This is a genomic window from Pseudodesulfovibrio halophilus DSM 5663 (genome assembly GCF_059568665.1).
In genome coordinates this window covers 77,197-104,181 of record NZ_JCANTV010000016.1, presented here as the reverse complement: position 1 = coordinate 104,181, position 26,985 = coordinate 77,197, and the positions used below count along the sequence as shown (strand labels likewise).

Annotated in this window: 26 protein-coding genes and 2 tRNA genes; 14 read left to right on the top strand and 14 right to left on the bottom strand. The window is 57.7% G+C overall.

Going from position 1 to position 26,985, the window contains the following annotated elements; all coding sequences use genetic code 11:
* Positions 1 to 33 precede the first annotated feature (33 nt).
* Positions 34 to 951: a site-specific tyrosine recombinase XerD gene (gene xerD, locus BR24_RS15910; protein ID WP_496542459.1), complete on the bottom strand. Its 918-nt coding sequence runs from the start codon at positions 949 to 951 to the stop codon at positions 34 to 36.
* 188 nt (positions 952 to 1,139) lie between these two features.
* Between xerD and BR24_RS15905 the strand changes: the two genes are divergently transcribed.
* The 6 genes from BR24_RS15905 to BR24_RS15880 all read left to right on the top strand — a co-directional run bounded on the left by BR24_RS15905 (position 1,140) and on the right by BR24_RS15880 (position 9,618).
* Entirely contained in the window at positions 1,140 to 2,306 is a 1,167-nt protein-coding gene (locus BR24_RS15905) for an LL-diaminopimelate aminotransferase (protein WP_496542458.1), read from the top strand.
* A gap of 8 nt (positions 2,307 to 2,314) precedes the next feature.
* On the top strand, positions 2,315 to 2,800 hold the full coding sequence (folK, locus tag BR24_RS15900; protein WP_496542457.1) for a 2-amino-4-hydroxy-6-hydroxymethyldihydropteridine diphosphokinase: 486 nt from the start codon (positions 2,315 to 2,317) through the stop codon (positions 2,798 to 2,800).
* Positions 2,801 to 2,827: 27 nt separating this feature from the next.
* Positions 2,828 to 3,133, top strand: a complete 306-nt coding sequence (locus BR24_RS15895) for a transcriptional regulator (RefSeq protein WP_496542456.1) — start codon at positions 2,828 to 2,830, stop codon at positions 3,131 to 3,133.
* 943 nt (positions 3,134 to 4,076) lie between these two features.
* Complete coding sequence (locus BR24_RS15890) at positions 4,077 to 6,155, top strand: tetratricopeptide repeat protein (protein WP_496542455.1); 2,079 nt, start codon at positions 4,077 to 4,079, stop codon at positions 6,153 to 6,155.
* A 139-nt stretch (positions 6,156 to 6,294) separates the two neighbouring features.
* Positions 6,295 to 7,824, top strand: a complete 1,530-nt coding sequence (locus BR24_RS15885) for a GNAT family N-acetyltransferase (protein ID WP_496542454.1) — start codon at positions 6,295 to 6,297, stop codon at positions 7,822 to 7,824.
* A gap of 12 nt (positions 7,825 to 7,836) precedes the next feature.
* On the top strand, positions 7,837 to 9,618 hold the full coding sequence (locus tag BR24_RS15880) for a sodium:proton antiporter (protein WP_496542453.1): 1,782 nt from the start codon (positions 7,837 to 7,839) through the stop codon (positions 9,616 to 9,618).
* A gap of 43 nt (positions 9,619 to 9,661) precedes the next feature.
* Here the strand turns inward: BR24_RS15880 and BR24_RS15875 are convergent.
* The 6 genes from BR24_RS15875 to rimI form a co-directional block, all read right to left on the bottom strand.
* Positions 9,662 to 9,748: transfer RNA gene (locus BR24_RS15875), tRNA-Leu, on the bottom strand.
* A gap of 385 nt (positions 9,749 to 10,133) precedes the next feature.
* Positions 10,134 to 10,220, bottom strand: a tRNA-Leu gene (locus BR24_RS15870).
* Between the two features lie 15 nt (positions 10,221 to 10,235).
* The gene (gene secG, locus BR24_RS15865; protein WP_496542452.1) at positions 10,236 to 10,586 is read right to left on the bottom strand and encodes a preprotein translocase subunit SecG; all 351 of its coding nucleotides are present in this window, start codon (positions 10,584 to 10,586) and stop codon (positions 10,236 to 10,238) included.
* Positions 10,587 to 10,628: 42 nt separating this feature from the next.
* Entirely contained in the window at positions 10,629 to 11,384 is a 756-nt protein-coding gene (tpiA, locus tag BR24_RS15860) for a triose-phosphate isomerase (protein WP_496542451.1), read from the bottom strand.
* The gene (locus BR24_RS15855) at positions 11,381 to 12,583 is read right to left on the bottom strand and encodes a phosphoglycerate kinase (RefSeq protein ID WP_496542450.1); all 1,203 of its coding nucleotides are present in this window, start codon (positions 12,581 to 12,583) and stop codon (positions 11,381 to 11,383) included. Before BR24_RS15855 ends, tpiA begins: the two co-directional genes overlap by 4 nt.
* 2 nt (positions 12,584 to 12,585) lie before the next feature.
* Positions 12,586 to 13,062 (bottom strand): ribosomal protein S18-alanine N-acetyltransferase, encoded by a 477-nt coding sequence (rimI, locus tag BR24_RS15850; RefSeq protein ID WP_496542449.1) that lies wholly within the window; start codon positions 13,060 to 13,062, stop codon positions 12,586 to 12,588.
* 151 nt (positions 13,063 to 13,213) lie between these two features.
* On the opposite strand from rimI, the gene BR24_RS15845 reads away from it, so the two are divergent.
* Positions 13,214 to 13,696 (top strand): NUDIX hydrolase, encoded by a 483-nt coding sequence (locus tag BR24_RS15845; protein WP_496542448.1) that lies wholly within the window; start codon positions 13,214 to 13,216, stop codon positions 13,694 to 13,696.
* Here the strand turns inward: BR24_RS15845 and BR24_RS15840 are convergent.
* A complete protein-coding gene (locus BR24_RS15840; protein ID WP_496542447.1) occupies positions 13,693 to 14,472 on the bottom strand; it encodes an inositol monophosphatase family protein in 780 nt (259 codons plus the stop codon). The genes BR24_RS15845 and BR24_RS15840 overlap by 4 nt on opposite strands.
* A 27-nt stretch (positions 14,473 to 14,499) precedes the next feature.
* Here BR24_RS15840 and BR24_RS15835 point away from each other — a divergent pair, with 27 nt between their 5' ends.
* The 5 genes from BR24_RS15835 to BR24_RS15815 all read left to right on the top strand — a co-directional run bounded on the left by BR24_RS15835 (position 14,500) and on the right by BR24_RS15815 (position 20,448).
* Positions 14,500 to 14,760: a hypothetical protein gene (locus tag BR24_RS15835; RefSeq protein WP_496542446.1), complete on the top strand. Its 261-nt coding sequence runs from the start codon at positions 14,500 to 14,502 to the stop codon at positions 14,758 to 14,760.
* 215 nt (positions 14,761 to 14,975) lie between these two features.
* Positions 14,976 to 16,724 carry a hypothetical protein gene (locus tag BR24_RS15830; RefSeq protein ID WP_496542445.1) on the top strand — a complete coding sequence of 583 codons (1,749 nt, stop codon included), beginning with the start codon at positions 14,976 to 14,978 and terminating at the stop codon, positions 16,722 to 16,724.
* 24 nt (positions 16,725 to 16,748) lie between these two features.
* Positions 16,749 to 17,834, top strand: coding sequence for a glycine cleavage system aminomethyltransferase GcvT (gene gcvT, locus BR24_RS15825; protein WP_496542444.1), 1,086 nt, complete (start codon positions 16,749 to 16,751; stop codon positions 17,832 to 17,834).
* A gap of 153 nt (positions 17,835 to 17,987) precedes the next feature.
* Entirely contained in the window at positions 17,988 to 19,667 is a 1,680-nt protein-coding gene (gene ettA / locus BR24_RS15820) for an energy-dependent translational throttle protein EttA (RefSeq protein ID WP_496542443.1), read from the top strand.
* A 103-nt stretch (positions 19,668 to 19,770) separates the two neighbouring features.
* Positions 19,771 to 20,448, top strand: a complete 678-nt coding sequence (locus BR24_RS15815; RefSeq protein WP_496542442.1) for a DUF6901 family protein — start codon at positions 19,771 to 19,773, stop codon at positions 20,446 to 20,448.
* A gap of 70 nt (positions 20,449 to 20,518) precedes the next feature.
* On the opposite strand, the gene BR24_RS15810 is transcribed toward BR24_RS15815, so the two are convergent.
* The 6 genes from BR24_RS15810 to BR24_RS15785 all read right to left on the bottom strand — a co-directional run bounded on the left by BR24_RS15810 (position 20,519) and on the right by BR24_RS15785 (position 25,350).
* Entirely contained in the window at positions 20,519 to 20,866 is a 348-nt protein-coding gene (locus tag BR24_RS15810; RefSeq protein WP_496542441.1) for a cytoplasmic protein, read from the bottom strand.
* A gap of 41 nt (positions 20,867 to 20,907) precedes the next feature.
* Entirely contained in the window at positions 20,908 to 21,756 is an 849-nt protein-coding gene (locus tag BR24_RS15805; protein ID WP_496542440.1) for a thiamine pyrophosphate-dependent enzyme, read from the bottom strand.
* A gap of 15 nt (positions 21,757 to 21,771) precedes the next feature.
* Positions 21,772 to 23,460, bottom strand: coding sequence for a 2-oxoacid:acceptor oxidoreductase subunit alpha (locus BR24_RS15800; RefSeq protein ID WP_496542439.1), 1,689 nt, complete (start codon positions 23,458 to 23,460; stop codon positions 21,772 to 21,774).
* A gap of 17 nt (positions 23,461 to 23,477) precedes the next feature.
* Entirely contained in the window at positions 23,478 to 23,987 is a 510-nt protein-coding gene (locus BR24_RS15795) for a ferritin family protein (protein ID WP_496542438.1), read from the bottom strand.
* A 25-nt stretch (positions 23,988 to 24,012) separates the two neighbouring features.
* Positions 24,013 to 24,519 carry a ferritin gene (locus BR24_RS15790; protein WP_496542437.1) on the bottom strand — a complete coding sequence of 169 codons (507 nt, stop codon included), beginning with the start codon at positions 24,517 to 24,519 and terminating at the stop codon, positions 24,013 to 24,015.
* A gap of 186 nt (positions 24,520 to 24,705) precedes the next feature.
* Positions 24,706 to 25,350: a lysophospholipid acyltransferase family protein gene (locus BR24_RS15785; protein ID WP_496542436.1), complete on the bottom strand. Its 645-nt coding sequence runs from the start codon at positions 25,348 to 25,350 to the stop codon at positions 24,706 to 24,708.
* A 150-nt stretch (positions 25,351 to 25,500) separates the two neighbouring features.
* Between BR24_RS15785 and yedF the strand changes: the two genes are divergently transcribed.
* Both yedF and BR24_RS15775 read left to right on the top strand, forming a co-directional pair.
* Positions 25,501 to 26,121 (top strand): sulfurtransferase-like selenium metabolism protein YedF, encoded by a 621-nt coding sequence (yedF, locus tag BR24_RS15780; RefSeq protein WP_496542435.1) that lies wholly within the window; start codon positions 25,501 to 25,503, stop codon positions 26,119 to 26,121.
* A 103-nt stretch (positions 26,122 to 26,224) separates the two neighbouring features.
* Positions 26,225 to 26,980 (top strand): pseudouridine synthase, encoded by a 756-nt coding sequence (locus BR24_RS15775; RefSeq protein WP_496542434.1) that lies wholly within the window; start codon positions 26,225 to 26,227, stop codon positions 26,978 to 26,980.
* The last annotated feature ends 5 nt before the right edge of the window (positions 26,981 to 26,985 follow it).

The following is a 26,985-nucleotide window of genomic DNA, read 5'->3' as shown; positions in this document are numbered from 1 at the left end:
AAGTACCGCAGACCACGGGCCGCGTCAAAGAAATCAGCCGTCGGAGCGGGGATGAAACGAGCGGTGAAGGTCCTTGAGCCTGCCGTCCTGAACATGCGTGTATATTTCCGTAGCCGAAATATCGGCATGACCAAGCAGTATCTGTACGGTGCGCAGATCCGCGCCTCCGTCGAGCAGATGGGTGGCGAAGGAGTGGCGGAATGTGTGGGGCGACACGGGCCGTTCGACCCCGGCCTTTGCGGCGCATCGCTTCACGAGCTTCCACACAGCCTGCCTCGTGAGCCCCCGGCCCGAGCGGTTCAGGAACATATGATCCGTGACGGGACGGTATGTTGGACGAACGGTGTCAATGTAATCGGATAGAATCTCCTGAGCCGTATCATGCACGGGTACAAGGCGCTCCTTGGCGCCCTTGCCGAAGATACGCAGAACTCCGGTCTGTGGATCAAAATCCAACACTCGCAGGTCGATGACTTCAGAGACGCGCAAACCGGCGGCGTACATGAGTTCCAGCATGGCCCTGTCCCGTGCGCCGAGCTTGGTGCGCGGGTCCGGAAGGACGAGCATGGCCTCGACTTCCTTGCGGGAGAGCACCTCCGGCAGGTCCCGCGTCAGCTTCGGGTTGTCCAGCAGGGCGGCCGGATTCTCGCGGCAGAATCCCTCGTCGGCACAGAACGCAAAGAATCCGCGCAGGCTGGACAGGTGCCTGGCAATTGATTTTCCTTTCAGTCCTCGCGACTTGAGCTGTGTCAGATACAGGAAAAGCACGTCCGCATCCACCGAGTCGAGAGGGATGGATCGCTCATGCAGGTAGCCCAGCAGAGCGTCCATGTCACCGGAATAACTTTCGAGGCTGTTTTCTGACAGCCCCTTTTCCACCAACAGGTTTTCGAGGTAGCGGTCCACCCATGGGTGGGAAAGGGCAGTGGTTTCGGTTTCTCTCTTGCTCACGGTATTATCACGCTAACGGTTTGAAATACGGAGGAAAGGGCTTTCTTTCATCTGAGGGTTGATCAAATAATGATATACACCGCCCAGCGGACGTCGGCAAGCCCGGCGGCTCTCGGTTGACAGCCGCCATCGCTCCATTTATGTAAACTCCTTGTTCAAATAATCAGGTTAGGAAGGAGAGTAAATCAATGCCTGAATTCAAGCTTGCGGACCGTCTCGCCACGCTGCCGCCTTATCTCTTTGCAGCCATCGACAAGGCCAAGGCCGAAGTCGCAGCACAGGGAATAGACATCATCAGCCTCGGCATCGGCGACCCGGATCTGCCGACTCCCGAATTCATCATCGACGCCCTTCACGAAGGGGCAAAGAAGCCGGTGAACCATCAGTACCCTTCCTACGTGGGAATGCTGGAATACCGCACCGCCGTTGCCGACTGGTACCGGCAGCGCTTCAACGTTGAGCTGAACCCCGAATCCGAAGTGGTCAGCCTCATCGGCTCCAAGGAAGGCATCGCGCACTTCCCGCTGGCATACGTCAACCCGGGCGATCTCGTTCTGGTCGCAACCCCGAACTACCCGGTCTATCCGGCCGCTACCGGCTTTGCCGGCGGCGAAGTTCAGTTCCTGCCGCTCCTCGAGGAGAACGACTTCCTCGTGGATCTCGACGCAGTTGACGACGACACCTGGGCACGCGCCAAGATGATCTTCGTCTGCTACCCGAACAACCCGACCGCGGCCACCGCCACCAAGGAATTCTACGAGCGTCTCGTCCAGAAGGCCAAGGAGTTCAATGTGATTGTCGTTTCCGACCTCGCGTACTCCGAGATCTACTATGATCCGTCCAACAAACCCCTGTCCATTCTCGAAGTGGAAGGCGGCAAGGATGTGGCCATCGAGTTCCATTCGCTCTCGAAGACCTACAACATGACCGGCTGGCGCGTCGCCATGGCAGTGGGCAACGAACAGCTCATCGCCGGCCTTGGAAAAATCAAGGAAAACGTGGACTCCGGCATCTTCCAGGCCGTGCAGGAGGCGGGCATCGCCGCACTGCGTCACGGCGAGCCGCATGCTGAGAAGTTCCGTGCCATCTACAAGGAACGCCGCGACGTGGTGTGCAAGGCCCTTTCCGACATCGGCATCCAGCACCGCGTCCCCGAGGCGTCCTTCTACGTGTGGGCAAAAGTCCCTGAAGGCAACACTTCCGCCGACTTCGTGACCAACGTCCTGAAACAGACAGGCGTCGTCCTCACTCCCGGCAACGGCTTCGGGACTCCGGGCGAGGGCTACTTCCGCATCTCGCTCACCGTGAACAATGATCTGCTCAAGGAGGCGGTATCACGGATATCCAAACTGTAAGAGTCTTCGTGGGGCTGGGGTCCAACGTGGGAGACACGGAGGACAACCTCAATGATGCCCTCTCGAGGCTCGAAGCATACGGCGACGACATCACCCTGAAAAAGATGTCCGGCCTTTACGAGACCGAGCCGCAGGAGAAGAAGGACCAGTCCTGGTTCACCAATCAGGTGATAGAACTGGCGGTGGACCCGGAGATATGGTCCCCCGAAGGCTTTCTGTCCTGCCTGCAGGCCATTGAAGGGCAGCTGGGGCGTACCCGGCAGGAGCCCAATGGCCCTAGAGTGCTCGACATGGACCTGATCGCCTGGGGCGATCTGGAACAGCAGACCGGCTACCTCGACCTGCCGCACCCCAGAGCGCGGCAGCGGGCCTTCGTGCTCGTGCCGCTAAACGAGATTGCGCCCGATTTCGCCTTTCCGGACGGAACCGGCGTATCCGAAGCGCTCGGCAAGATCGAATTCAGGATGGAAGGCAACAGGATCTGGCAGGACTGATCTGCCGCAACACTTTCGGAGGGCGCTGTGCTCAAGTTCCTCGTGATCGGTATCGCCCTTTTTCTGCTTTACAAGCTCTTTATGGGCGACAAGAAGAAAAAGGAAATGGACAAGAAAAAAGAGTTCAAGGAGCAGGTCAAGACCGGCAGCATGGTCAAGGACCCGGTCTGTGGAACCTTCGTCAGCACCGAGGGCACGATTCGCGTCAGGGAAGGGGAGCAGCTTCATCACTTCTGCTCCTATGAATGCCGCGATAAATACCTCAAGCAGATTGAAGCCATCGACACCGAGGCGGAGGAGAAAGCCGCCAAAGAGGAAGAGACAGAGCAGTAACGCTCCGAAAGCCCATGAGAAGCAGAATGTCCCGCCCGTAGGGCGGGGCATTTTTTTTTTGCCAAAAAAAGATATTTACAAGGCAACAGAGAACAAGTCAGCGGACAAACGCAGAAGGCAAATGACAATTTAGTCGATTGACAAAACCCTCCATCTCCTCCATAACTCCCTGTCTCAGACATTGATTTAGTCACCTGTCTACACGAGAACACTCTCAGTGCAAACACAACTTCAACAACGGATCGACGACTCGACACAAAAAAGGGCGCACCCAAGCAGAGACAAGTGAAGAGCGTGCGACGGCGAGGCAGACAGGTGGCAGCGGGACACCTCCAGAAGAGACTTAATGAACACTGGGACCATAGGTGGGCACCGGCACCTCCTGTACAAAATCCAGACACCCGTTCCATCTCGACCGCTTTAACCGATAACCGCCGATCGTTTACACCCACCCAGATCAAACAACCCCTCAACATCTCACGAGACATCAAAACAACCGCAACTTCACACCCCACCACGTAATGTTTGTTTGTCTCATAATGTAAATTATGTTAACTTTAAACCCTGCCTTGGGTGACGATGGGTTATCGATTTCATCTTTCTCCTTAGAATCCCATCTCAGCCTTTTTTGCATACAGTCCTTCACTGACCTTCAGCCAACATTGCTTCTTCTGTCAGAAACGATCCTGAACAACATTTGCAGCAACTAATGCTCGAACCTCCTGCGCCGGCGCCGAAAACCATACCTTCCAACCAGATTCCCGGCTGTTTCCGAGGAAATGAAACATCTTGGGCATTCGACTTATTCCTGGTCAAGCACCTTCGCCATCATCAACGGACTCCCTTCAACCAAGGAATTTGAAATACGCCCGTGTTCCGGTTATCTTCCCGGTCAGTGAAATCAATGGTCGCAGCAACGGCCTCAAACGCAAATGGCGGATACATGAAACTGAAGAAACTCCTGTTCGCATCCCTTCTGGTTGGCGTGGCCGCGACTACGGCCAATGCCGCACCGAAGGACAGTTTTGACAAGTGGCTGGAAGACTACGGCGCGTGGGACAAGGTCGAAGAAACCCTCTCTGCCCGTGAGAGCGACACTCCGGCCGACCAGCTGGACCGGGCCCGCGTATACCTCAAGACAGGCTCTCCGGCTCAGGCCCTTCAGGTCGTGGAGATGCTCCCTGCTTTCGAGGACAACTCCACCGAAGCAGTTCGTCTTTGGTACGGCGGCAGGGCCCATCGTGCGCTCGGCCAGGCAGAAAAGGCCGTTCTCTGGTTCAGCCGTTCCATGGATGTGGAGCCGGATCAGGGCGAAGCGAAAGATCGCTTCCGCGCCGAGCCCGGCCTCAAGCCGCTGTGGCGAGATGTCTGGCGCAAGCTGTTCTGGACAGCGAGATCGAACTTCTCCCTCTCCCGCCAGTCATCGCTTGATGTCCTCGGAATGCTTCTGGAACATGGCGACTCCATGGATTCCGACTCCTTCTGGAGGGATGCCAACACCGCGTGGCAGGTAGAAACCGGAAAAGCCGCCCTCCCCGTCAGCCATGCAACTGAAAAGGAAGACTATGTCCCGTTCGTGAGCGCCAATGCGACTCGGACAGTCACAACCGTTCTTGCCGATACGAGTCTCACCCGTTTTGACAAGGCCCTGTCTTCCATTAATGAATTGGACCGCCCCGCGCTCAAGACCTTCTGGCGGGCCTTCGTGGATTATGTTCAACGCGGCAAGGCCCCGGAAGATGTCGACCCGCTGAAGCAAGGCGGCTTCCTCAAGGCCCGCGCCTTCTGGAGCGGCAATGTGCCCTCGCAGCTAGGCAACGACAACTCCGCATGGCTGGTTGGCGATCCGCAATCTTCACCGTGGCTCAAATTCCGCGACAAGATTCTCGGGATGGAATACACCCGCGCTCAGAGAGCCCTTGATCAGGAAAAAGGTTCGCTACTCATTTCTGAACAGATGGCGGCGCTGATCGACAATCTTTCTCTTGCGCTCGCACTGGCAAACGGCGACACGCATCGGGCCGAATCACTCTGGAACTCCGTGGACAGGCAACAGCTCCCGGTCAGCCTCAAGGCTGCGGGGATGCTGGCTTTCCATACACCCATAGCCAGGACCGTTTCCGACAATCCCCCGCGCGCCGCTGTGGAATACCCCGTCATCACAGGGCTTGTGGCTGCAGGGTCCGAGCGCTCCCCCGCCAACGGCGAAGCGCCCTTCTGGATTTCCCTGACCCCGAGCTCCCTAGAAGATGCCGCTGAAGACGACTGGCCGCTGGACAGGCTGATCGTACTCGCCGCATGGCAGCAGGAGCTGAACAAAGAGCCACAGGAAACACTTGCCCGGCGGGCGGCCACCCTGTTCACAGGCACCGATTTCGGAAGAAGCGCCCTGCTCTACCTTGCGGATCGCGCCATCGATGCCAAGGATTTGCAGCTGGCTGCTTTTTACCTGAACCGGATGGACACAGACTCGCTCTCCAAGGAGTTTCGGGCCAAACGTCTCGATGCGCGCACGCGTCTGGAGCTTGAAGCCGGCAAACAGGAGCAGGCGTGGGAGACCTTCCGGAGGCTGACCAAAACGGGTGAGCCGATTCAGCCCATCACGAGGCTGCGTGTATCGCTCATGCTTCAGCAGCAGCGCAGGTTCCAGGAGGCAGAAACCCAGCTGGCAAGCCTTTGGGCCGAAAAGGACACATACCCCCGTGAATTCCAGGCGGAAATCCTCTTCTGGCTGGGCGAAGGCCGTCAGGCCATGCGCGACAAAAGCAAGGCGCTCGATTACTACCTCAGACTGGCGTGGCAGTATCCGGAACAGAGCATCTGGTCGCTCACGGCCATGTACCGGGCCGCAATGATCTATGAAAGCCGCGGCAACTATGACACGGCGAGAAAGCTGCTCAGGACGGTTGCCAAGAACGCCGACCGAAAGGAACAGCGCGAGGCGGCCAAAGCCCGGCTGAGTGCCATCGACAAGAAGGACGGCGGCAAGAGCTCCGAAGACGCCCTGCAGTATCCCTTCTGATCCAGATCAACGAAGAAGAACCCCGCCCTGCCGTAGGACGGGGTTCTTGTCATTCATCGCCCGTATAAAAGGGATGACATCAGGCTCGGCAACTGCATAAAATGGATAGAACTGAAGAAAACCATAGAATGGAGATAATATGCTTCCCGACGACCACAAGCTCAGTCCGCGCTATTTGAGCATGGACGACTATGAGCATGTCCGTGACATGCAGCTTCGCATATACCGGACCATGACAGAACCGTGGACCCGCGAGCAGTTCGCGGCCATGCTGGAGAAATTTCCCGAAGGGCAGATCTGCATCGATGACAACGGCAAGCCCGTGGCTGTCGCGCTGACCATGATCGTGGACATGGCCGTGGTGGGCCTCAACCACTCCTATGACGACGTCGCCGGCGACGGCATGATGCGTCGCCACTCCCCTGACGGCGATTTTCTCTACGGAATAGAAATATTCGTGGACCCCGAATACCGCGGCATGCGCCTCGGCCGCCGCCTCTATGACGCGCGCAAGCAGCTGTGCGAGCAACTCAACCTCAAGGGAATCATCATCGGCGGTCGCATCCCCGGCTACTCCAAGCATCAGGCCGAAATGAGCCCCAAGGAATACATCGAACGCGTGCAGCGGCAGGAGCTCTACGACCCGGTCCTTTCATTCCAGCTCGCCAACGGTTTTCAGGTCAAGCGCCTGCTCAAGCACTACTGGGACGAAGACGAACCATCCTGCGGCTATGCGGTACTCTCGGAATGGGTGAACATCGGCTATGAAAAAACCACCAAACTCATCGGGGGTACCAAGTCCGTCGCGCGAGTGGGCGTAGTCCAGTGGCAGATGCGGCGTTTCGAAAACTTTGAAGACTTCATGCAGCAGGCCGAATTCTTCGTGGACACCGTGGCCGACTACAAGTCGGACCTCGTGGTCTTTCCCGAGCTGCTCAACGCCCCGCTGATCCACATGTTCTCCGACGAACACCCAGCGCAGGCCATGCGCTCGCTTGCCGGATTCACCGAACGCATGCGGCAGGAAATGCTGGACATGGCCATCTCCTACAACATCAACATCATCGCCGGGAGCGTCCCCGAGATTTGTGAAGACGGCCTGCTCTACAACGTGAGCTACCTTTGCCGCCGCGACGGGACGTGGGACTCGCAGTACAAGCTGCACATCACCCCGGACGAGGATTCCAGCTGGGCGCTCAACGGCGGAAGCTCCATCAAGGTATTCGACACCGACGTTGGCCGGGTGGGAATCCTGATCTGCTATGACGTCGAATTCCCGGAGCTGGCCCGCATCCAGACAGAACGGGGCATGCGTCTGTTGTTGGTCCCCTTCTGGACAGACACGGACAACGGCTACATGCGGGTGCGGACCTGCGCACAGGCGCGGGCTATCGAAAACGAATGCTATGTAGCAATTTCCGGCAGCGTCGGGAACATCCCCAAGGTGGAGACCATGGGGATTCAGTATTCGCAGTCCGCGGTCTTCACGCCCTCGGACTTCTCGTTCCCGCGAAACGGCATCGCCGCCGAGGCCACTCCGGGCAACGAAACCGTGCTGATCACCGACCTGGACATGGACCTCATCAAGAGCCTGAGGGCAAAGGGAAGCGTTCGAAACGCGGAGAGCAGACGAACCGATCTCTACCAGCTGCGCTGGAAAGGAAACTGATAAGGGGCGGGCATGACACCGGAAGTCATTCTGGTCACGGTCATTCTTGCTGTCTCGGTGATTCTGCTGGTCACGGAGCGGCTCCCGGTGGACGTGACGGGGTTGGGCATCATCGCGGTGCTGATGGTTTCCGGACTGCTCTCGCCGAAAGAGGCGGTTGCGGGGTTCGCCAACCCCGCGCCGCTTGCTGTCGGCGCGCTCTTCGTGGTCAGCAAGGGGCTCGTCAGAACAGGCTCGCTGAACATGGTCACCCGGCTCGCGGTGCACTATACGCAGGGCAACGCCTCAAGGCTCATGCTCCTGAGCCTCATCCTTGTCGGCACTCTCTCCGCCTTTCTGAACAACGCGCCGGTGGTGGTGCTGTTCATTTCCATCATCATGACCGTATGCATCCGCTACGGATTTGCCCCCTCAAAATTCCTCATCCCCCTTTCATACATATCGATTCTGGCTGGAACCTGTACACTCATCGGCACCTCCACCAACATTCTGGTAAGCGATGTCGCTGCGGGCATGGGCAACGATCCCATCGGCATGTTCGAACTGTCGCAGCTGGGCGTTCCCATTGCGATCGCGGGCGGTCTCGTCATCTACTTTTTCGGCCACTACCTCATGCCGGAGTACGACACGGTCCATTCAACGGATGAAGACGATGCCGACCTGTACCTCTCAGAGCTTCAGATTCCCGAGGGCAGCCCCTTTGTCGGTCGAAGCCCCGAAAACGGTTTCGCCCCGGAATATGAAGGCATGGAGTTGAATGAAGTATATCGCGGTCAGAAGATATTCCACCACAAGGCCCCCATCACGCTGGCTCCGGGCGACCTCGTGCTGGTCAAGGCTTCGGCAAACGACCTGACGCGAATAGTGGAAAAAGGCCATGCAATTCAGCCTGCCTGCTCGGAAACGGAGCAGAACGAACCGCCCAAAGGGTCCGCAATGGCGGAACTGCTGATTCCCGCCGGATCGAATGTGCAGGGAGCAAAAGCTGGTGAGGCCGTCATCTCAGCGCTGGGCAACGCGCAACTCATCGGCATCAAGCGCAGGAGACACCATTACGCCTGGGATTCTGCCTGCAACATGACCCTGCGCATAGGAGACATCATTCTGGTGAGGACCGACGAGAACACACTCGAACGAACACGCCGGACAGAAGACTTCATAACCCTTAACGACAAGGTCGCCTTCGATCTCATCAACTGGAAGAGAGCTCCGGCCGCGCTTGTCATATTCGGGATCATGGTCGCGCTGGTGGCGTCCGGGACGCTCAACATACTGGAAGGTGCGTTTGCCGCGGCATTCGCCATGGTCGTGGCAGGCTGCCTCACCATTCGAGAGGCCTACCAATCCATCGACGTGAAGGTACTCATGCTTATCATAGGGACCATCAGCCTTGGCGCGGCGTTACAGAAGACAGGAGCGGACCTGCTTTATGCCGACACCTTTCTTTCGCTCTTCCGGGGCCAGGAGCCGCATGTCATCCTCAGCGCGTTCATATTCCTGACCAGTCTGCTCTCTCACTTTCTCAGCAACAACTCCACCGCCGTGCTTCTCGTACCGATAGGAGTTGCCACCGCAACCGCACTAGAAGTCGATCCAAGGCCGTTCATCATCGGAATCGCCTTTGGCGCTTCCGCCTGTTATGCCACGCCCATCGGTTACAAGACCAACCTGATCGTATACGGACCCGGCGGCTATCGCTTCACGGATTTTCTCAGGCTCGGGATACCGCTGGCGCTCTTCGTCTGGATCACGGCCTCGCTGTTCATCCCGTACTTCTGGCCATTCCATCCATGAACAAAAAAGGCTGCAACCGTGGTTGCAGCCTTTATCAATTTCGTGGTGCCGAAGGGGGGACTCGAACCCCCACGGGATTTCTCCCACTGCCCCCTCAAGACAGCGTGTCTACCAATTCCACCACCTCGGCGCGATGTGTGAAAGCGAGGACTGTATTTGTCCTGTAACGCTCCAAAAGTCAACCCTTTTTTGAGCGTTTTTTCAATTTCTTGCCAAGCCTTCAGGCGTGTGTCCATACACCCGTTCAGAAAATGAGAAGCATGGGCATCAGCACAGCACCAGCCTTGGTCGACAATACTTGAATCCCCTGGCCACAATCGTGTCGTGCTCATGCCGGAGCACAGAAATACAGCATTTCTAGAGCAAAAAGATTCAAGCAACGCTTCAAAGATGGTGAAGCAGCTTGAATCACCCCATGACCGGAGCCGATCATCCCCGGGCCAGAGCGAGACAACCGTCAGATTGAACAGAAACGAAAAAGGGTCGCAACGTACGTTGCGACCCTTTTGAATTCGTGGTGCCGAAGGGGGGACTCGAACCCCCACGGGATTTCTCCCACTGCCCCCTCAAGACAGCGTGTCTACCAATTCCACCACCTCGGCGTATATTCGCTTGAACTATTCGTTCTCGGCGTCCGGATTCTTTTCGGTATCAAGGAACTTGACGCCCGGAGCTTTCTGCTGCTCCGGAGCCGGAGCGGTAACGTTTTCACCGTCCAGCATGATCGACTCTTCGTCGGCGACCTTGTTGCCAGTGAGGACGTTGTATGTCAAGGAAGTAATTAAAAAAACTGCCGCAAGGCCTGCGGTGATGCGCGCAAGAAGGCCGCCCGCTCCGGAGCTGCCGAACATGGTGCTGCTACCGCCGCCGAAGATGACTCCCATGCCCTCTTGGCCGGACTGAAGGAGAATCATGGCGATCAAAAAGACGCAGGCCAGTACATGTATCGTGATGACGATGGTTTCCAAAATCAGATCCCTTGTATTTTCGACGTGTTCGCTTAAATGTGACTACCCGAGCACAATCTCGGCGAAACTGTCACTCGCTAAGCTCGCGCCTCCTACCAACACTCCGTCCACATTGTCAAGGGAAATAATCCCTGACACGTTGGCTGGCTTGACGCTTCCTCCGTACAATATTCTGATTTCATTGGCTTTATCGCCAAAGAGGTCCAGAAGCTTTTTTCGGGTCAGGCGATGGGCTTCCTCAATCTCCTCGGGGCCTGCCACCTCTCCCGTGCCAATGGCCCAGACGGGCTCGTAGGCAACGGCGAGCCGTGCGGGGTCGAGACTTTGATCGACATCGCGCACGCCCGCCTCAAGCTGACGGTCGATGACGTCCTGAACCTTTCCACCCTTACGCTGCTCTATGGTCTCACCGATGCACAGGCACACGCTCAGCCCCTGTTGGAGCCCGTAAGCAGTCTTCTGTCCCACCAGCTCATCATCTTCGCCCAGCACATGACGCCTTTCCGAGTGACCGGTCAATCCCCAGGCCGCTCCGGCATCCTTGAGCATGGACGGGGAAATCTCGCCTGTATAGGCCCCCTCTTCATGCAGGTAGTAATCCTGTCCGCCCACATAAAAACCCTGAGCACCAGAAAAGGCCTCTGCCACGCGGTCAATGGAGGTGAACGGCGGAAACACCAGCACTTCGCGATCTTCGGGGAGCTTTTCGGAGACGAGGTTGCGAAGCTCCTGCGCCGTGGACAGGGCGTCCGCCCTGTCCTTGTACATCTTCCAGTTGGCTGCCATCAGTTTTTTCATTTGGCAAAACACTCCTTGAGAGCTTTAAAGGCAGGCAATTCCTTGCCTTCCAGAAATTCGAGGAAAGAGCCGCCGCCGGTGGAGATGAAGCTGAACCGTTCGGTCAGTCCGGCCTTGTGCACCACGGCGTCCGTATCCCCGCCGCCTACGATGGTGACGGCTTCCGGCATGTCCGCCATGGCACGGCAAAGCTCCATGGAGCCTTCGGCAAAGGCTGGCGTCTCGAAGAGACCCATGGGACCGTTCCAGACCACGGTTCCGGCTCCGTCAAGTACCTTCTTGAAGGCGTCGACGCTCTTTGGGCCGATGTCCAGAACCATCATGTCCTCCGGGATACAGTCCGAGCCGCAGGTTCCTTCGGCTTTGTCCGCGTCGGGCGATGCAGCGTAAACAAAATCCGCGGGAAGATGAATCTGCGACCCTTTCTGACGCGCGGTCTCCATGATTTTGAGCGCCTCGTCGAAAAGGTCGTTTTCTACGAGGGAGTTGCCCACGCCGTGTCCCTGTGCGGCGAGGAAGGTGTTGGCCATGGCGCCGCCGATGATGATGTGGTCGACCTTGCCGAGCAGATTGTACAGAATGCCCAGCTTGGACGAAACTTTCGCGCCCCCGGAAACCGCCACGAACGGACGCTTGGGGTCGGCTAGCGCTGTCCCGAGATACTCCCACTCCTTTTTCATGAGGAAGCCGATGCAGCAATCATCGGCGTGGGCTGGGACGTCCACCACAGAGGCGTTGGCGCGATGAGCCACACCAAAAGCGTCATTGACGTAAATATCCGCCAGCGAAGCGAGCCGTTTGCCGAAATCGCCACGATCTTCCACGGTCTTGCCTTGCTCTTCCTTGTGGAAGCGCAGGTTCTCGAGCATCATGATCTGCCCCGGCTGAAGGGAGGCGGCCATGGACTCCGCCTCGGGACCGACGCAATCGGGCGCCAGCGTCACCTCGGTATCCAGCAATTCGCCGAGCCGTCCGGCGACCGGTGCCAGCGTCAGGGACGAAACGACCTGCCCCTTGGGCTTGCCGAGGTGCGCGCAGACGATGACCGCCGCGCCCTGCTCCAAGGCATAGCGAAGCGTGGGCACTACCGCACGGATTCGGTTGTCGTCGGTAATGGTCGAGCCATCCAGAGGCACGTTGAAATCCACTCGGAAAAGAAGCTTCTTTCCCTTGATGTCCATTTGATCGATGTATTGCATTATTATGCTCCAGCGTTATCCCGGGGACACTCCCCCATATCCAGACGGAACAGAAGCGCGTCTTCCCGGTTGTCGGGGTAGTAGCGCTTTCTCCTGCCGGTCATTTCAAAACCGAATTCCTCATAAAGACTGATGGCCGGGACGTTCGAAGCGCGGACGTCCAGAAAACACTCTTGTACACCGTTCTCCGCGCCGTCATCCAGTGCGGCCTGCAACAGACGCCTACCCGCACCGCCTCGTCTGTGTTCGGGCATGACGGCGATATTGAGAATCTCCATCTCTCCGGCAACACAGGAATAGGCGACGTATCCAACGGTCACCTCTGCGCTGTCCGATGCCGCCTTGAGCCTGAGGGTTCCGCGCTCGAGGCCCGACAGATACTGACTCCGAGCCCAGCGGCACTCAAAGCAGGCATGCTCGACACGGAGAATGCCGGCCACCTCATCGGCTCCGGCTGTGAAAATTGTCAAATGCTTCATGACTGTTCCGGCAAACCGCTCTCCATTCCATGCTGGAAAAACGGCGTGATCTTGTGTATACACGTTTTCACTGCGCGACAAAAGCCCTCGGACCTCACAGATGCACGAAAAATCAAAAAATAATGCCACACAGGAAGAACTGCAGGAAGTGATGGACGATACCAATCGCCCCATCGCGCTGCTGTCCCGTGACGAAGTGCATCGCCAACTGCTGCCGCACCGCTCGGTTCAGGTGCTCGTCTACGACCAGCAGAACAAGCTGTTCCTGCAAAAACGCAGCGCCAGAAAACGTTTCTATCCCGGGCGATGGGACGTCTCCGCACGCGGCCATACCCTGCCGCACGAGTCCAACATCGACGCCGCGCATCGCGTGCTGGCGAGCGAACTGAGACTTGAGGTGGATCGCCTCAACCTCGTCCGACAGTTCCCCTCTTGCCCGGAAACCGGATATGAATTCGTCAGCATCTACACCACGCCGAAAGTGGCGCAGCTGCCCGCTCCCAACAGCGACGAGGTGGAAGACGGCTACTTCTTCACCTCCGAAGAACTCACCTGCCTCATCAAGGACTTTCGCGAACTGCTCACGCCCGGACTGGTCACCCTCTGGGAGTCCGGCCTTGCTTTCCCGTTCTAGAGAACCAGCAGGCCAGACGCGGCCTCGTGAATTCTGCCGTTGGTTGCCAGAATGTCCGGATCGCCCGGCTCATACGCTTCGCCATCGACACGACTCACGGCTCCGCCAGCTTCTGTTACCAGAAGCATCCCCGCAGCGGTATCCCATGGATTGAGGGCCTCTTCATAAAAGGCATCATACCGACCACACGCCACATACGCCAAATCAAGCGCGGCAGCCCCGGGCCTGCGAACACCGCGCACGAGCGGAAGAAGGCGGCGCAAACGTTCAAGTATTCCTTCAAGGTGCTCACCGATTGCATAAGGAAAGCCGGTGGCAAACAGGGATTCTTCAATTTTTTCAGTTTGAGAGACGGAAACAGGCTTTCCATTCAGCGTAGTTCCCCCGCCGAGGGAAGCGGCAAACAACTCATTCATGAGCGGCAGATTCACGACCCCCAGCACCGGGCGCCCCTGATGCCACAGGGCAACCGAGGTGGCCACAAACGGCAGAGCATGGGCGAAGTTTGTCGTCCCGTCCACAGGATCGATGACCCATGTCATATCCTGAAGCCCGGCATCGCCGGAGCTTTCCTCCGCCAGAAAGCGAGAGGAAGGGAACGCCTTGAGCAATTCCTCCTTGAGAAACTCCTCCACCGCGACATCCGTGTCAGTGACAAGATCAATGCGCCCCTTGTGCCGGATGCTTCGCGGTTTGAGATTGTTTCCGCGGACAATGTCCCCGGAGCGCTCGACGATTGACCTGGCAGCAGCGAGCCACTCTGCGTAATTGCTCATGCCTCCTCCAATAAAAAAGGGCGACCGATGCCGCCCTTCATATGTTTTACCGTTGCAAACCGTGATCTATCTGCCGGTCCGACGCTGGATGAAGAACTCGACACTGCGATTGTAGGTCCGTTCTTCTTCAGTGCTGAAGTAACAGGCGGGCAGTTCGCTGCGCTGCCGATGGTAATGCAGACATTCGCAGCACAGAGCGTGCTTGTCACAAGTGTACGAGCAGTTACAATGCTGTTCATTTATTTTCGCCCGAGGGCACTGATCTTTCTTATTCATGGTGCTACCTGAAATTATTACCGCGTTTTCAGTTAGTTGGAATTTCCGAGGGCATAGTATGCCGAGTTTGCACCGCTTGTCAACTCACTTCGAGCCATGACCGCTCGTGCGATTTTCACGCATTTCGGCGCAACCATTGTCTTTTTGGCGTCATAAGGGTATGATCTTTTAATTATCCAGAATCCACCGTTCTTTTTGACGAAAAACGCTTAAACCGGCTAACCGATATGTGGCAGAAGGCTTTTTCCCAAGCGCCCGGGTACTACGGCCCGGAGAATGAAGCGATCAACGCACCGTGCATCATCGAAGACCTCGGGCAGTTGCGGCGATTGCTCGATTGGCTGCATATCAAATACTGCCTGATCAAGCCCTACTTCGAAACCGCCGATTACCCGCTCGTGGAGTCCAGAGAGCTGCTGCCTTCGTTCGAGGTGGATCTATACGAATACAAGGAGCTGCCCGGATTCAGCATCGTTGTTCTGGACAGACCCCTCGACGCTTTCCGCGAGCTTTTTCAGTACGATGCGCTCCATTCAATCTTCGACTGGCAGGACAGCAATGAAGGAGAAAAGGCCTGTCTGCTGGAGAACAACGTATACTCAGCCAACCAGCGGACGTTCCAGAGCCGACTTCCCAAGCGCAACCATCAGGATTTCCTTTCAGAGTTCGAAGGAACCGACATCTGTGGCATGGAACACTACGCCCGGATGCTTCCCTTCCTGCTGGACCTTGAGCGCGCGCACATCATTTCTCGCGATGCGGCCGGATATTACTCCCTTTCCGGGATATACGCGTCCCTGCCTTCCAACCTGGACAGCGAGCTCAAGCAGTTCGGCTTGAATATCGGGAAATTCAAGCCCGGGGACAACCTGATGTACGAATGCAACAGGCTGTTCGTCTACCAGTTCCTCATGGAGCTGCACGGCTTCCCCATCGTCTCGGAACGGAGAACCTCGGCATCGCTCTTTGCGCGACGGCTGCACCGTCTCGGCGAACACTTCTTCGTGCGCGTCCTCGGCCAGAGCGACCGCACCATCACCACGCTCTCCTCCGCGATGGACCAGTCCGGAAAGCGCCAGACCTTTCCGATGGTGGACAAGATCGCGTTGGTGCAGGTGAACTCCAACCAGAAGGAAACCATAGCGCTTCTGAAGGATCAGGGCTTTTTTGTCGACGCGAAGCGCCGGGTGGTCATCCTCCGGGTGGTATACCAACAGCACCGCTACAGCCCCAAGAACGTCCGCGAGGACAGGGCGCTCTCGGTACTGCGTCAGGAAGTTATACACCCGATCACCGGTCGGGTGCTGAGTCACCTGAACATCATTCAGGACGCTCAGAACATGATCCTGCGCCTCAACGACATCGTCCGCGGCGAATACAGGGGTAGCACCACCTACCGACGCGAGCTGGTCAAGGATAGTGACACGCACGAGAAGAGGCTCAAGTTTCTCTACTCATGGCTTTCAAAGCACCTGCATCGCATCGTCGACTATTCGGACGAGTTCTACTCCAAGGTGGTCCGTGTTCTGGACGGCTACCTGCTGGCTCCCGACAACTACGAAATATTCAATGAGCTCAATGCGCTCTATCAGGATGTCTGGGCCAAATACAGCCAGATTCAACAGGCTCGCAAGGTGCGCCGCCTGGAAGACATACGCAACAGAAAACACATGGGCCGGACGATCAACTATCTGGAGATGCTTGAGCTCTCCACCGAGATTCTGAACGAATTGAAGTACGAGATCGTAAATTATTTCGACAACCTCGTAGCCAAGGTCCTTGTCATCGGCGACGACATGATCAACAACGGCTACCTGCGGCGCAATTACATCGAGAAAAAGGACGACGATCTTTCCGAGTACGGCCTTAGAATCAAGAAGTATTATGGACGTCTCGTGGCGCTCATAGATGAATTCCGGTCCATCCGGAAATCCAGGACCTCCGCGCCCGAGGTTCCGCCTTTCGGATACTACTAAGCCCCACCCTTCAAGGAGGATATCGTGGAAGAACTCTTGTTTACTCCGCTCTCCGGCTGGCACCGCGAGAACGGTGCGAAAATGGCTCCTTTCGCCGGGTTCGACATGCCTGTGCAGTACAAGGGAATCATGGCCGAGCATAAGCACACCCGCGAAAAATGCGGTATTTTCGACATCAGCCACATGGGCGAATTCCGCCTTTCCGGCGACGGGGCCAAGGACGCCCTCAACAAGATCGTCACCCATGACCTGAACACCCTTGCTCCGGGCAAGTGCCGGTACGGGTTCATGCTCAACGAGAATGGCGGCATTCTCGACGACCTCATCGTCTACTGCCAGGCCGAAGACGTATACATGCTGGTGGTCAACGGCGCCTGCAGAGCCGGCGACTACGAATGGATCGCGTCCCACCTGCCGGAAGGACTGGACCTGTGCGACATTTCCGACACCATGGCCAAGATAGACGTGCAGGGCCCGCAGAGCCTCGAGGTCCTCGAGGGCGCTCTCGGCGACAGCTGGAGCCATCTCAAATATTTCAACTTCGAACAGATCGAGTGGGACGATGATCCCATGATCGTCAGCCGCACCGGCTACACCGGCGAGCTCGGTTACGAACTCTACCTTCCCGCAGACAAGGCCGAAAAGCTCTGGAAAAAGCTCATCTCAGACGAGCGGGTCATGCCCGTCGGTCTTGGCGCGCGCGACACGCTGCGCCTCGAGGTGGGGCTGCCGCTTTACGGTCAGGATCTCGACACCGAACACACGCCCGAAGAATCCGGCGCCGGTTTTTTCCTGAAGAAGGAATCCGACTACATCGGAAAATCCGGCCTCGGCAAGGTCCGGGAAAAACTGATCCCGCTGACCATCGACGGACGCCGCACGCCGCGTCACCACGACAAGGTCTGCCTGCCTTCCGGCGAAGAGGTCGGCGTCGTGACGAGCGGCTCTTTCGCCCCGAGTCTGGGGCACTGCATCGCGCTCGCCTATGTCAAGGCCGAAGAAGCAGGGCATGACGAGTACGTGGTCAAGACTGCACGGGCGGAGCTCCAGGCCAAGCGCGGTTCCCTGCCCTTCTACACCGAAGGCACCGCCCGGAAAAAGCTGGACTAACCGCCGCTGGAAAAACCTCACGGAGGACGCCCAGTGGGCGTCCTCCTTTTTTATACCCGGCAGACGCGTCCCGGTTTGGCTGGACAAAACGCTCCCGGTCTGCAAAACAGTCGGCAACCCGACGAAGAAAACCAACCGAGAGGTACTCTGATAATGAGCGATTCGGAAAAGATCATCTATTCCATGTACAAGGTGTCCAAGCGGCACAACACCAAGGAAGTGCTCAAGGACATCTCCCTGTCCTACTTCTACGGCGCCAAGATCGGCGTGCTGGGCCTGAACGGCTCCGGTAAGAGTTCCCTGCTGCGCATCCTTGCGGGCGAGGATCAGGATTTCGAAGGGGAGACCCACGTATCTCCGGGCTACACCCTTGGCTATCTTGAGCAGGAACCGCTTCAGAACGAGACCCGCACCGTGCGTGAAGTCGTCGAGGAAGCCGCCAAGGAAGTGCTTGATCTGGTCAACGAATTCAACGAGATCAACGCCAAATTCGCCGAGCCCATGGAAGCCGACGAAATGGACGCGCTGATCCAGCGCCAATCCGAAGTGCAGGAACTCATGGACAGCAAGGGAGCATGGGACATCGACTCCAAGCTCGAAATGGCCATGGACGCCCTGCGCTGCCCGCCCGGCGAAACCCCGGTTCCGAACATCTCCGGCGGTGAGAAACGCCGAGTGGCTCTCGTGCGCCTGCTGTTGCAGAACCCAGACATCCTGCTGCTCGACGAACCGACCAACCACCTCGACGCCGAGTCTGTGGGCTGGCTGGAAAAATATCTCAGCACCTTCCCCGGCACAGTCATCGCCGTCACTCACGACCGCTACTTCCTCGACAACGTGGCAGGCTGGATTCTTGAACTCGACCGCGGCCGGGGCATTCCCTGGAAAGGCAACTACTCCTCCTGGCTCGAGCAGAAGGAAAAACGCCTCGAGCTGGAAGAAAAGAAGGAGTCCGAACGGCGTCGGACCCTCCAGCGCGAACTGGAATGGGCGCGCATGTCGCCCAAGGGTCGCCAGAAGAAGTCCAAGGCACGCCTGAACGCCTACGAATCCATGCTCTCCCACGAATCCGTGGACAGGGGCAAGGAGCTGGAGATCTACATCCCGCCGGGAAACCGCCTGGGCAAGAAGGTCGTCGAGGCGGACAGCGTCTCCAAGGCCATGGGTGACCGTCTTTTGGTGGAGGACATGAACTTCATCATTCCTCCCAACGCCATCGTGGGCATCATAGGTCCCAACGGCGCAGGTAAGTCCACCCTCTTCAAGATGATCGCCGGACAGGAACAGCCCGACTCCGGCACCCTGACCGTGGGCGATACCGTTGATCTGGCATTTGTCGATCAGGACCGCGCCTCGCTCGATCCCGAGAAGACGGTGTACGAGACCCTCAGTGACGGCCGCGACACCATCCTGCTCGGTGGCCGTGAAGTGAACGCCCGCGCCTACTGCGGACGCTTCAACTTCCTCGGCGGCGATCAGCAGAAGAAAGTCGGCGTCCTCTCCGGCGGCGAGCGGAATCGCCTGCACCTGGCCACCATGCTCAAGTCAGGCGCCAACGTGATCATGCTTGACGAACCGACCAACGACCTTGACGTCAACACCATGCGCGCCCTTGAAGAAGGCATCGAGAACTTCGCCGGCTGCGTGTTGGTCATCAGCCACGACCGCTGGTTCCTCGACCGCATCGCCACGCACATCATGGCGTTCGAAGGCGACTCCAAAGTGGAGTTCTTCGAAGGCAACTACACGGAATACGAGGCAGATCGCAAAAAACGCCTCGGGGACGAGGCAACACGCCCTCATCGCATCAAGTTCCGCAAGCTCACCCGCTAGCAACCACGAAAGCCCCGGCAGGACCGGGGCTTTTTTATTATAATCAACATCCGCGAAAACGTGTCGGCTTGTTTCATCTCATCATCCGGGATACAGTAAGAGTATGCGAATTCAGTATTCCTTCAAACTGGACTCCATGCGAGCGGAGCATTTCGACCTGAAGTTCGACCCTCATACGGTGGAATACATCGGGCCGATTCCGGCTGACCCACCGGATTGGGCATCCATGCGCTCCGAAAAATGTCCAAAGTGCAATCTGGATGAGAAATACTGCCCGCTGGCTCTGCGAATCATCGACATCATCGAGCGTTTTCACGACGTGGTTTCCCATGACCATGCCGAGGTGGTCGTCACCACGGCGGAGCGAACCATTTCAGCGGACACGACAGTTCAACGCGGCCTCAGTTCCCTCCTCGGCCTCGTCATCCCCACCTGCGGATGTCCGCACACCACATGGTTCCGGCCAATGGCGAAATTCCATCTGCCCTTCTCCACCGAAGAGGAGACCATCTACCGCTCCACCTCCATGTACATGCTCGCACAGTATTTTCGCCAGCAGAACGGCCTGAGCTATGATGAGGACATGAGCGGCCTGTCCCGCATCTACAGAGATATGGAGATGGTGAACATATCCCTCGCGCGCAGACTTCGGCAGGCCTCCCGTTCGGACTCCAGTGTCAATGCCGTCATTCTTCTGGATTTCTTCGCCAAGACAGTCCCGATGGTCATTGAAGAAACACTTGAAGAAATCAAGGGGCCCTTCTCAGCCTACCTTAAATAATGATGTATTTCAGACCATTAAAAAGGCGGCCCCCAAGGCCGCCTCATTGTTTGCACGTAAGATCGCCACGCTAGAAGGTGATGATTTCGAACCCCTTCTCCATGTATGCCTGTATGGACGGGTGCCCTTTCATGTCATCCAGAAGCGGCAGACCTTCGGCCTCCACGGCCTCAAGGGCTCCGAGCTTTGCCGAACACGCCTTGCATGCGCCGAGGATGATCCCTTCCGACTTGGCTCTCCCGTACAACTCATGAAAAGGATTGCCGGTCGCCGAAAGCTGTTCCACCAACTGCACCGACGCCCCCTCGAAAACGATTCCGGGGTTCCAGCCCTTTTCCTTCATGTCCAAACCGTTGAGCAGGACATGGACGAAACACATGAGCTCGCCGTTGAAAGCGAACAATGCGACATTTCTCATGATTATCCTCCAAAAAAACAGGGGCCGCAGCCCCTGCGTGATCATGCGAACGACTGGATGATCTTTTCGAGATCAGCCTTGTCGTATTTTCTCTTGGCGAGAGGTTCTTCGTCCATTGCCGGATTGCCTTCGCCGAAAACGGGCTTCTCACTCTTCCATATCACCCCGATGGGAATGCTGTCGCCGAACTCCGAAGCCTTCTGCATGGCTGCAGACCAGTCGGTGGGGTCGTGATCCTCGAGGCGATAGCAACGCTCCTTGTACCACTTGAAGGTATTGACCTTGTTGAAGGAAACGCAGGGTTGCAGAATGTCCACCATGGAGAATCCCTTATGCCGGACCGCCAGCTTGATCATCTCCGTGAGGTGCTCCATGTCGCCAGAAAAGGCGCGCGCGACAAATCCCGCCTGCATGGCCGTGGCGACCATCACAGGGTTGAAGGGGTCGCTCGGCGCACCGAATGGCTGGGCCTTGGTCTTTTGGCCATGTGCGGTGGTGGGGCTCGCCTGTCCCTTGGTGAGCCCGTAAATCTGGTTGTCATGCGCCAGAAGCGTGATATCCACGTTGCGGCGCACGGCCGCCAGAAAATGGTTTCCGCCTTCGCCGTAACTGCACCCGTCACCGGATTCCACGATAACCGTCAGCTCCGGGTTGGCGAGCTTGGCGCCCTGCCCGGCCGGGAGCGATCTTCCGTGCAGTCCGTTGAACATATTGCAGTTCATATACTGAGGCGTCTTGGCTGCCTGCCCGATGCCGGAAACCATGCCGAGCCGGTGCGGAGGGATATCCATCTCAGCAAGCGCCTTCTTGAGGCTCTTGAGTATTCCGGCATTGCCGCATCCCGGGCACCAGGCGGTTTCGAATTTTCCGTAATCGTCTGCTGTCGTCATAATCGTCCTCCGTGCCTATCGGATGCTTTCGAGTCCGGCCAGAATGTACCGGGAGGTAATTGGCCTACCGTCAAACCGCAGGATGAAGCTTGAAATCTCGAAGCCGGTCTCCTGCCTCAGCAACCTGGCGAACTGGCCGGTCGCATTGCCTTCCACGCTGACCACGCTGCCTGCCTTTTCAAGGTACGGCATGAATTGGTCCTCCTTGAGCGGGAACACCTGTCGGAAATGCAGCACGGCCGCCTTGCCGTCGAACGCTTCCATGGCCTCAAGGCACGGCCCGAGGGTGCTGCCCCAGCATACGAAGAGCATGTCGGGCTCATCCTCGCCATAGTAGGACGGCGGGATGGTCTCCTCCCAGAGTTCGCAGCCCTTGCAGAGCCGCTTGCTGTTCTGGGCCACGCGGTTCTCCGCATCCTCCACGATGTGGCCGTACTCGTCGTGCTCGTCGGAATCCACCTTGACGAGCGCTTCGGAAAAACCGGGCACGGCGCGGGGGGATACACAGGATTCCCCGAGGGCATAACGCTTGTATTCCTTGGCGTTTTCAGGTTCAAGGACCGGACCGGCCACCTCGGGCAGCCCGTCAAGGTCGAACGGCTCAACGGCCGTGTACGCGTCGGCAAGATACTGATCCGAAAGCACGAAAATGGGCGTCTGATACCGCTCGGTAAGGTCAAAGGCTCGATGCGTCAGCTCAAAGCAATCGTCGGCACTGCCGGGAGCGAAGATCGCCCTCGGGAACTCTCCGTGTCCGGCATAGAGCGCCAGATTGAGGTCACCCTGTTCGGTGCGGGTGGGCAAGCCCGTCGCCGGACCGGGCCGCTGCACGAGAATCATCACCAGCGGCGTCTCGGTGATTCCGGCAAGGCTGATCCCCTCCACCATGAGCGCGAATCCGCCGCCCGAGGTCGTAACCACCGGTCTTGCGCCAGCCCAGGAGGCACCTAGCGCCATGTTCACGGCGGCGATCTCGTCCTCCATCTGCTCGGCCCTGAGCCCAAGCGGCGCGCCTTTGGCGATGAGCGTAAGCGCCACCGACGTCGAAGGCGTCATGGGATAAAATGAAAGGAAGTTGGCTCCGGCGGCGAGGGCGCCCATGGCGATGGCCTCGTTACCGTTCATCATCACCCGCTCCACACCGTCGTCAGCGGCGGGCGGAATGCAGGCAAAATCGTACTCCTGCCCCTTCACCCAATCGTACGACTTGCGAAGCACCTCGAGGTTGGCATCAACGATCTCCTGCCCCTTTTTGCCGAAAGTCTGACTGAGCAGGTTTTCCAGTATGGAGATGTCGGAGCAGATGGCGGAACCGAGCACCCCGAGCGCGACCACGTTGTGGAACAGCGGCTTGGAGGCCAGCTCCTTGAAAGGCACCTTGAGCACGTTCGACAGGTCGGAAGTGTCCATGGACTCTCCCGCCACGACGATGCTCCGTTCGGTGAGCTGCCAGCGGTGCCGTTCGATGGTCTCCTCGTTCATGGCCACGAGAATATCCACATCCTCGGTGGCGCAGTGGATGGGCTCCGGCCCCGTTCTGATGGCGAAGAAGTTGTGCCCTCCGCGAACCCGGGACATGTAGTCCTGATTCACCAGCACATGGTACCCGCCCCGCACGAGGGCCTTGGCCATGAGCTGGCCCACCGTGACCAGCCCCTGCCCGGCCTCACCGCCGATAAGTATGTTGATGCTCGTTGCCGACATCCGTTCTCCTTTTGGGGTCACGCCCCGTCAAGACTGCCCGACATGGACCAGCCTTCGGGGTCTTCGTAGTAATAGACCAGATCGGACAGCATGTTCACGCTGTCGCGCTGTACTCCGGCCATATATTTGGCGAACTGGCGCTCGGTCTCGTCATCGGCCTCATCTTCCCACTCCGAATAGAAATCGAGCACGCCCTTCTCCATCTCGAGTCCGAGCTCGGCCGTGCCGCTCTCAGTGGTGCAGGCTTCCCCCTCGTACTTGGCGGCGAGGGAAATGAAGGTTTCCTTGAGACTCTCCTCCAGTTCGCCGGGAAGACTGCAGGCCGCATCCCACGGCGCTCCCTCTCCGACAGCTTCCTGAATCGCGCTGACGAAATCGAGGTTGTCCTCCGAACGCTCCATGAGCGTTTCGAAAACCTCTCTGCCGAGCCCGTCCGGGCAGCCATCCAACTCGTCGCGATAGAACTCCACGCTTTTTTCAGCGTACTCCACCGCGCTGCACAGCCTGTCGTATGGCGTATCGCTCATGCTTCCTCCCCCCTCTCGGGTGTGCTTACTCCTCCTTCGGAGCGGTGAACACGCGGGTGGAGAGGTCGCGGTCCATCATGAACAGGGCGCCGCCGTCACCCACCAGGCGCAGCTTGTTCACGATGTCGCCCACGCTGGCCTCTTCCTCCACCTGCTCGGAAATGAACCACTGCAGAAAAATGGAGGTGGCATGGTCGCTCTCCTCGCGTGCGATATCCATGAGGTTGTTGATGCGGCTGGTGACCAGCTGCTCATGTTCAAGGGCGTTTTCAAACGCTGCGAGCGGAGATTCCCACTCGGTCGCCGGTGCGTCGATGGCGGAGATGACCGCCCGGCCGCCGGCTTCGTTCAGGTAGTCGAACATCTTCATGGCGTGGAAGATTTCCTCCTGATACTGCGCGCGCATCCAGTTCGCGAATCCCGGCAGCCCCTGAGACTCGAAGTAGGAAACCATGGAAAGGTAGATATGTGCAGAGTAGATCTCAAAGTTCATCTGGTCGTTGATGGCGTCTTCCATACGTTTGACGAGCATTTCCATTCTCCTTTATTTTCGGCATGTTGTTTACAGAAATATCCCGAACCACAATCGGGACGATAGTTCGGATTCTACACGGAATGAGAGATTTGCCAAGGGGCGAAGAAGAATTTGTTCAAGACTTCTGGGCACAAAAAAAGCACCCGTGAACGGGTGCCCGAAATAGTCTTGCGACTGACGAGGCTAGAGCGAATCCAGAACCCTGTTGAGCCTGCGCCTCTCGGCCTCCATGGTCTCCGAGTCTAACTTTGGAGCGTCTATCGTATATGGATCCCCCATGGAGATACGACATCTGGAGAATGGATAAGGGACCTGAAACTGATCCCACGATTTGGTGAAGACATATTTTCCCGAGCAGTGCACACGCAAAGGGACAATGGCGGCACCGGCCCTGTGGGCAAGAAAAATCGGCCCTTCCTTTGTCTGCCGTCTGGGGCCGCGCGGGCCGTCCACGGTGAAAACCGCGACCCGGTTTTCGCGCTCCATGATGCGCTTTGCCTGCAGCAGTGCGCGCACTCCTCCTTGCGAGCTGGACCCCCGAGCCGTTTTGAAGCCCATCCGCTCCACCACACGCGAGAGCACTTCCCCGTCCTTGCTCTGACTGATGCAGGCCACGTAATCAGCATCGGTCAGATAGTTGCAACCGAGCGCCGTGAATATCTCTTCATGCCAGAACGCCAGCACCATTGGCTTTCCCGCACGCCACAAATCATCCAGGACTTCAAGGCGTCTGCCGTTTTCATAACGCATGGTGGAGAACCACAGCCGATGCAGACCGTGAATAACCGGTGCCAGCCGTTTGGGATCAAAGGAAATCTTCATGAACATGCCTCATCCGCGTCTTGTATCCTTCCCCCCGGACAAAAAGCAACCCTTCACTGCATAGACATTCTCTATTGTTTTTGACTGCATGACGTTGTTCGAATCGATTTGACCGGATTCAAGCGCTATGATTCATTGAGAAATCAAGGAGTAAAAATGTCCGATACCATACTCGAATGTCAGGGTCTGCCCTGCCCTCAGCCGGTTCTGGAGTGCAAACGCGTCATCGAAAGCGATTCCCCGCCGAGCCTGAGCATTGTCGTGGACAACAGCGCCGCGCGGGAAAACGTGACCCGCTTCCTTTCCACCAAAGGGTACAGCGTCGATACCACGGAAGGCGACGGCCTCTTCACTCTCAAAGGCTACCGCGAAGGTGAGACCTGCACGGAATGCGAAACCATGACCGACGCAGAGATCGCCCGCTCAGCAGAAACCGCCAATCAGAAGATAACGGTGTTCGTCGGTACGGAAACCATCGGCTCCGGCGATGATGAACTCGGCTCCAAGCTGATGATGAACTTTCTGGCCACCCTCCCGGAACTGGGAGAGGAGTTGTGGCGGATCGTCTTGGTCAACGGCGGAGTCAGGCTCGCCTGCGCTGACAACCCGTGCCTCGAGAAAATCCAGGCCCTTGAAGAAAGCGGCGTGACCGTTCTCGTGTGTGGCACCTGCCTTGACCATTTTGGCCTGATGGAAAAGAAAAAAGCCGGAGAAACCACGAACATGCTCGATGTCGTCACCAGTCTTCAGGTTGCGACAAAGGTCATCCGGCCCTGACCCCTGTCCCGACAGTCATCCCCGCGAGGCGTTTCGGAGTGATTCGGAACGCCTCTTCTCATTAAAGCTTGCCCTTCCTGCGGTTCCGGTGCACCTTGCGCGCATGAACGAATCCAACGATCCCATCAGGCTGAACAAATATCTCGCAATGAACGGCATCGCGTCCCGACGCGGCGCAGACGATCTGGTCTTTTCCGGCCGGGTGAGCGTCAACGGCGAAGTGGCGGAATCTCCGGGCGTCAAGGTCACTCCGGGGAGCGACGAGGTGCTCGTCGACGGCAAGCCGGTCGGCACGCCTCCCGAGCGTAACGTGACCATCATGCTCAACAAGCCCACGCGCGTGGTGACAACCGCAAGCGACCCTCAGGGCCGCAAGACCGTGATGGATCTGCTCCCCAAGGACATCAGGACAAAACGCCCGTTTCCGGTTGGCCGTCTTGATTTCTTCTCGGAAGGCCTGCTCCTGCTGACGACCGACGGGGACCTCTGTCACCGTCTCACGCATCCGCGCTACCACCTACCCAAAGACTACGCGGTAACGGTGCGCGGTCTGATACCGGGCAATGCCATCAAGACCATGGAATCCGGCATGACGCTGGAGGAAGGCGAGAAACTCGCGCCTGTCAAGATCAGTGTCAAACCGCCCAAAGACGGCAAACAAATGATGATCATGACATTGCATCAAGGCATAAACCGTCAGATTCGCAGGATGTGCCGCGATCTGGACCTGACGATCCTGCGGCTGAAAAGGGTGCGTCAGGGCCCGCTGGAGATCAGCAGACTCCCCGTCGGCAAGTGGAAATACGTCGACGGCGCGGAACTCAAAGAGCTCCGCGCCGCCGTTGGACTCGATAGCTGATGCGG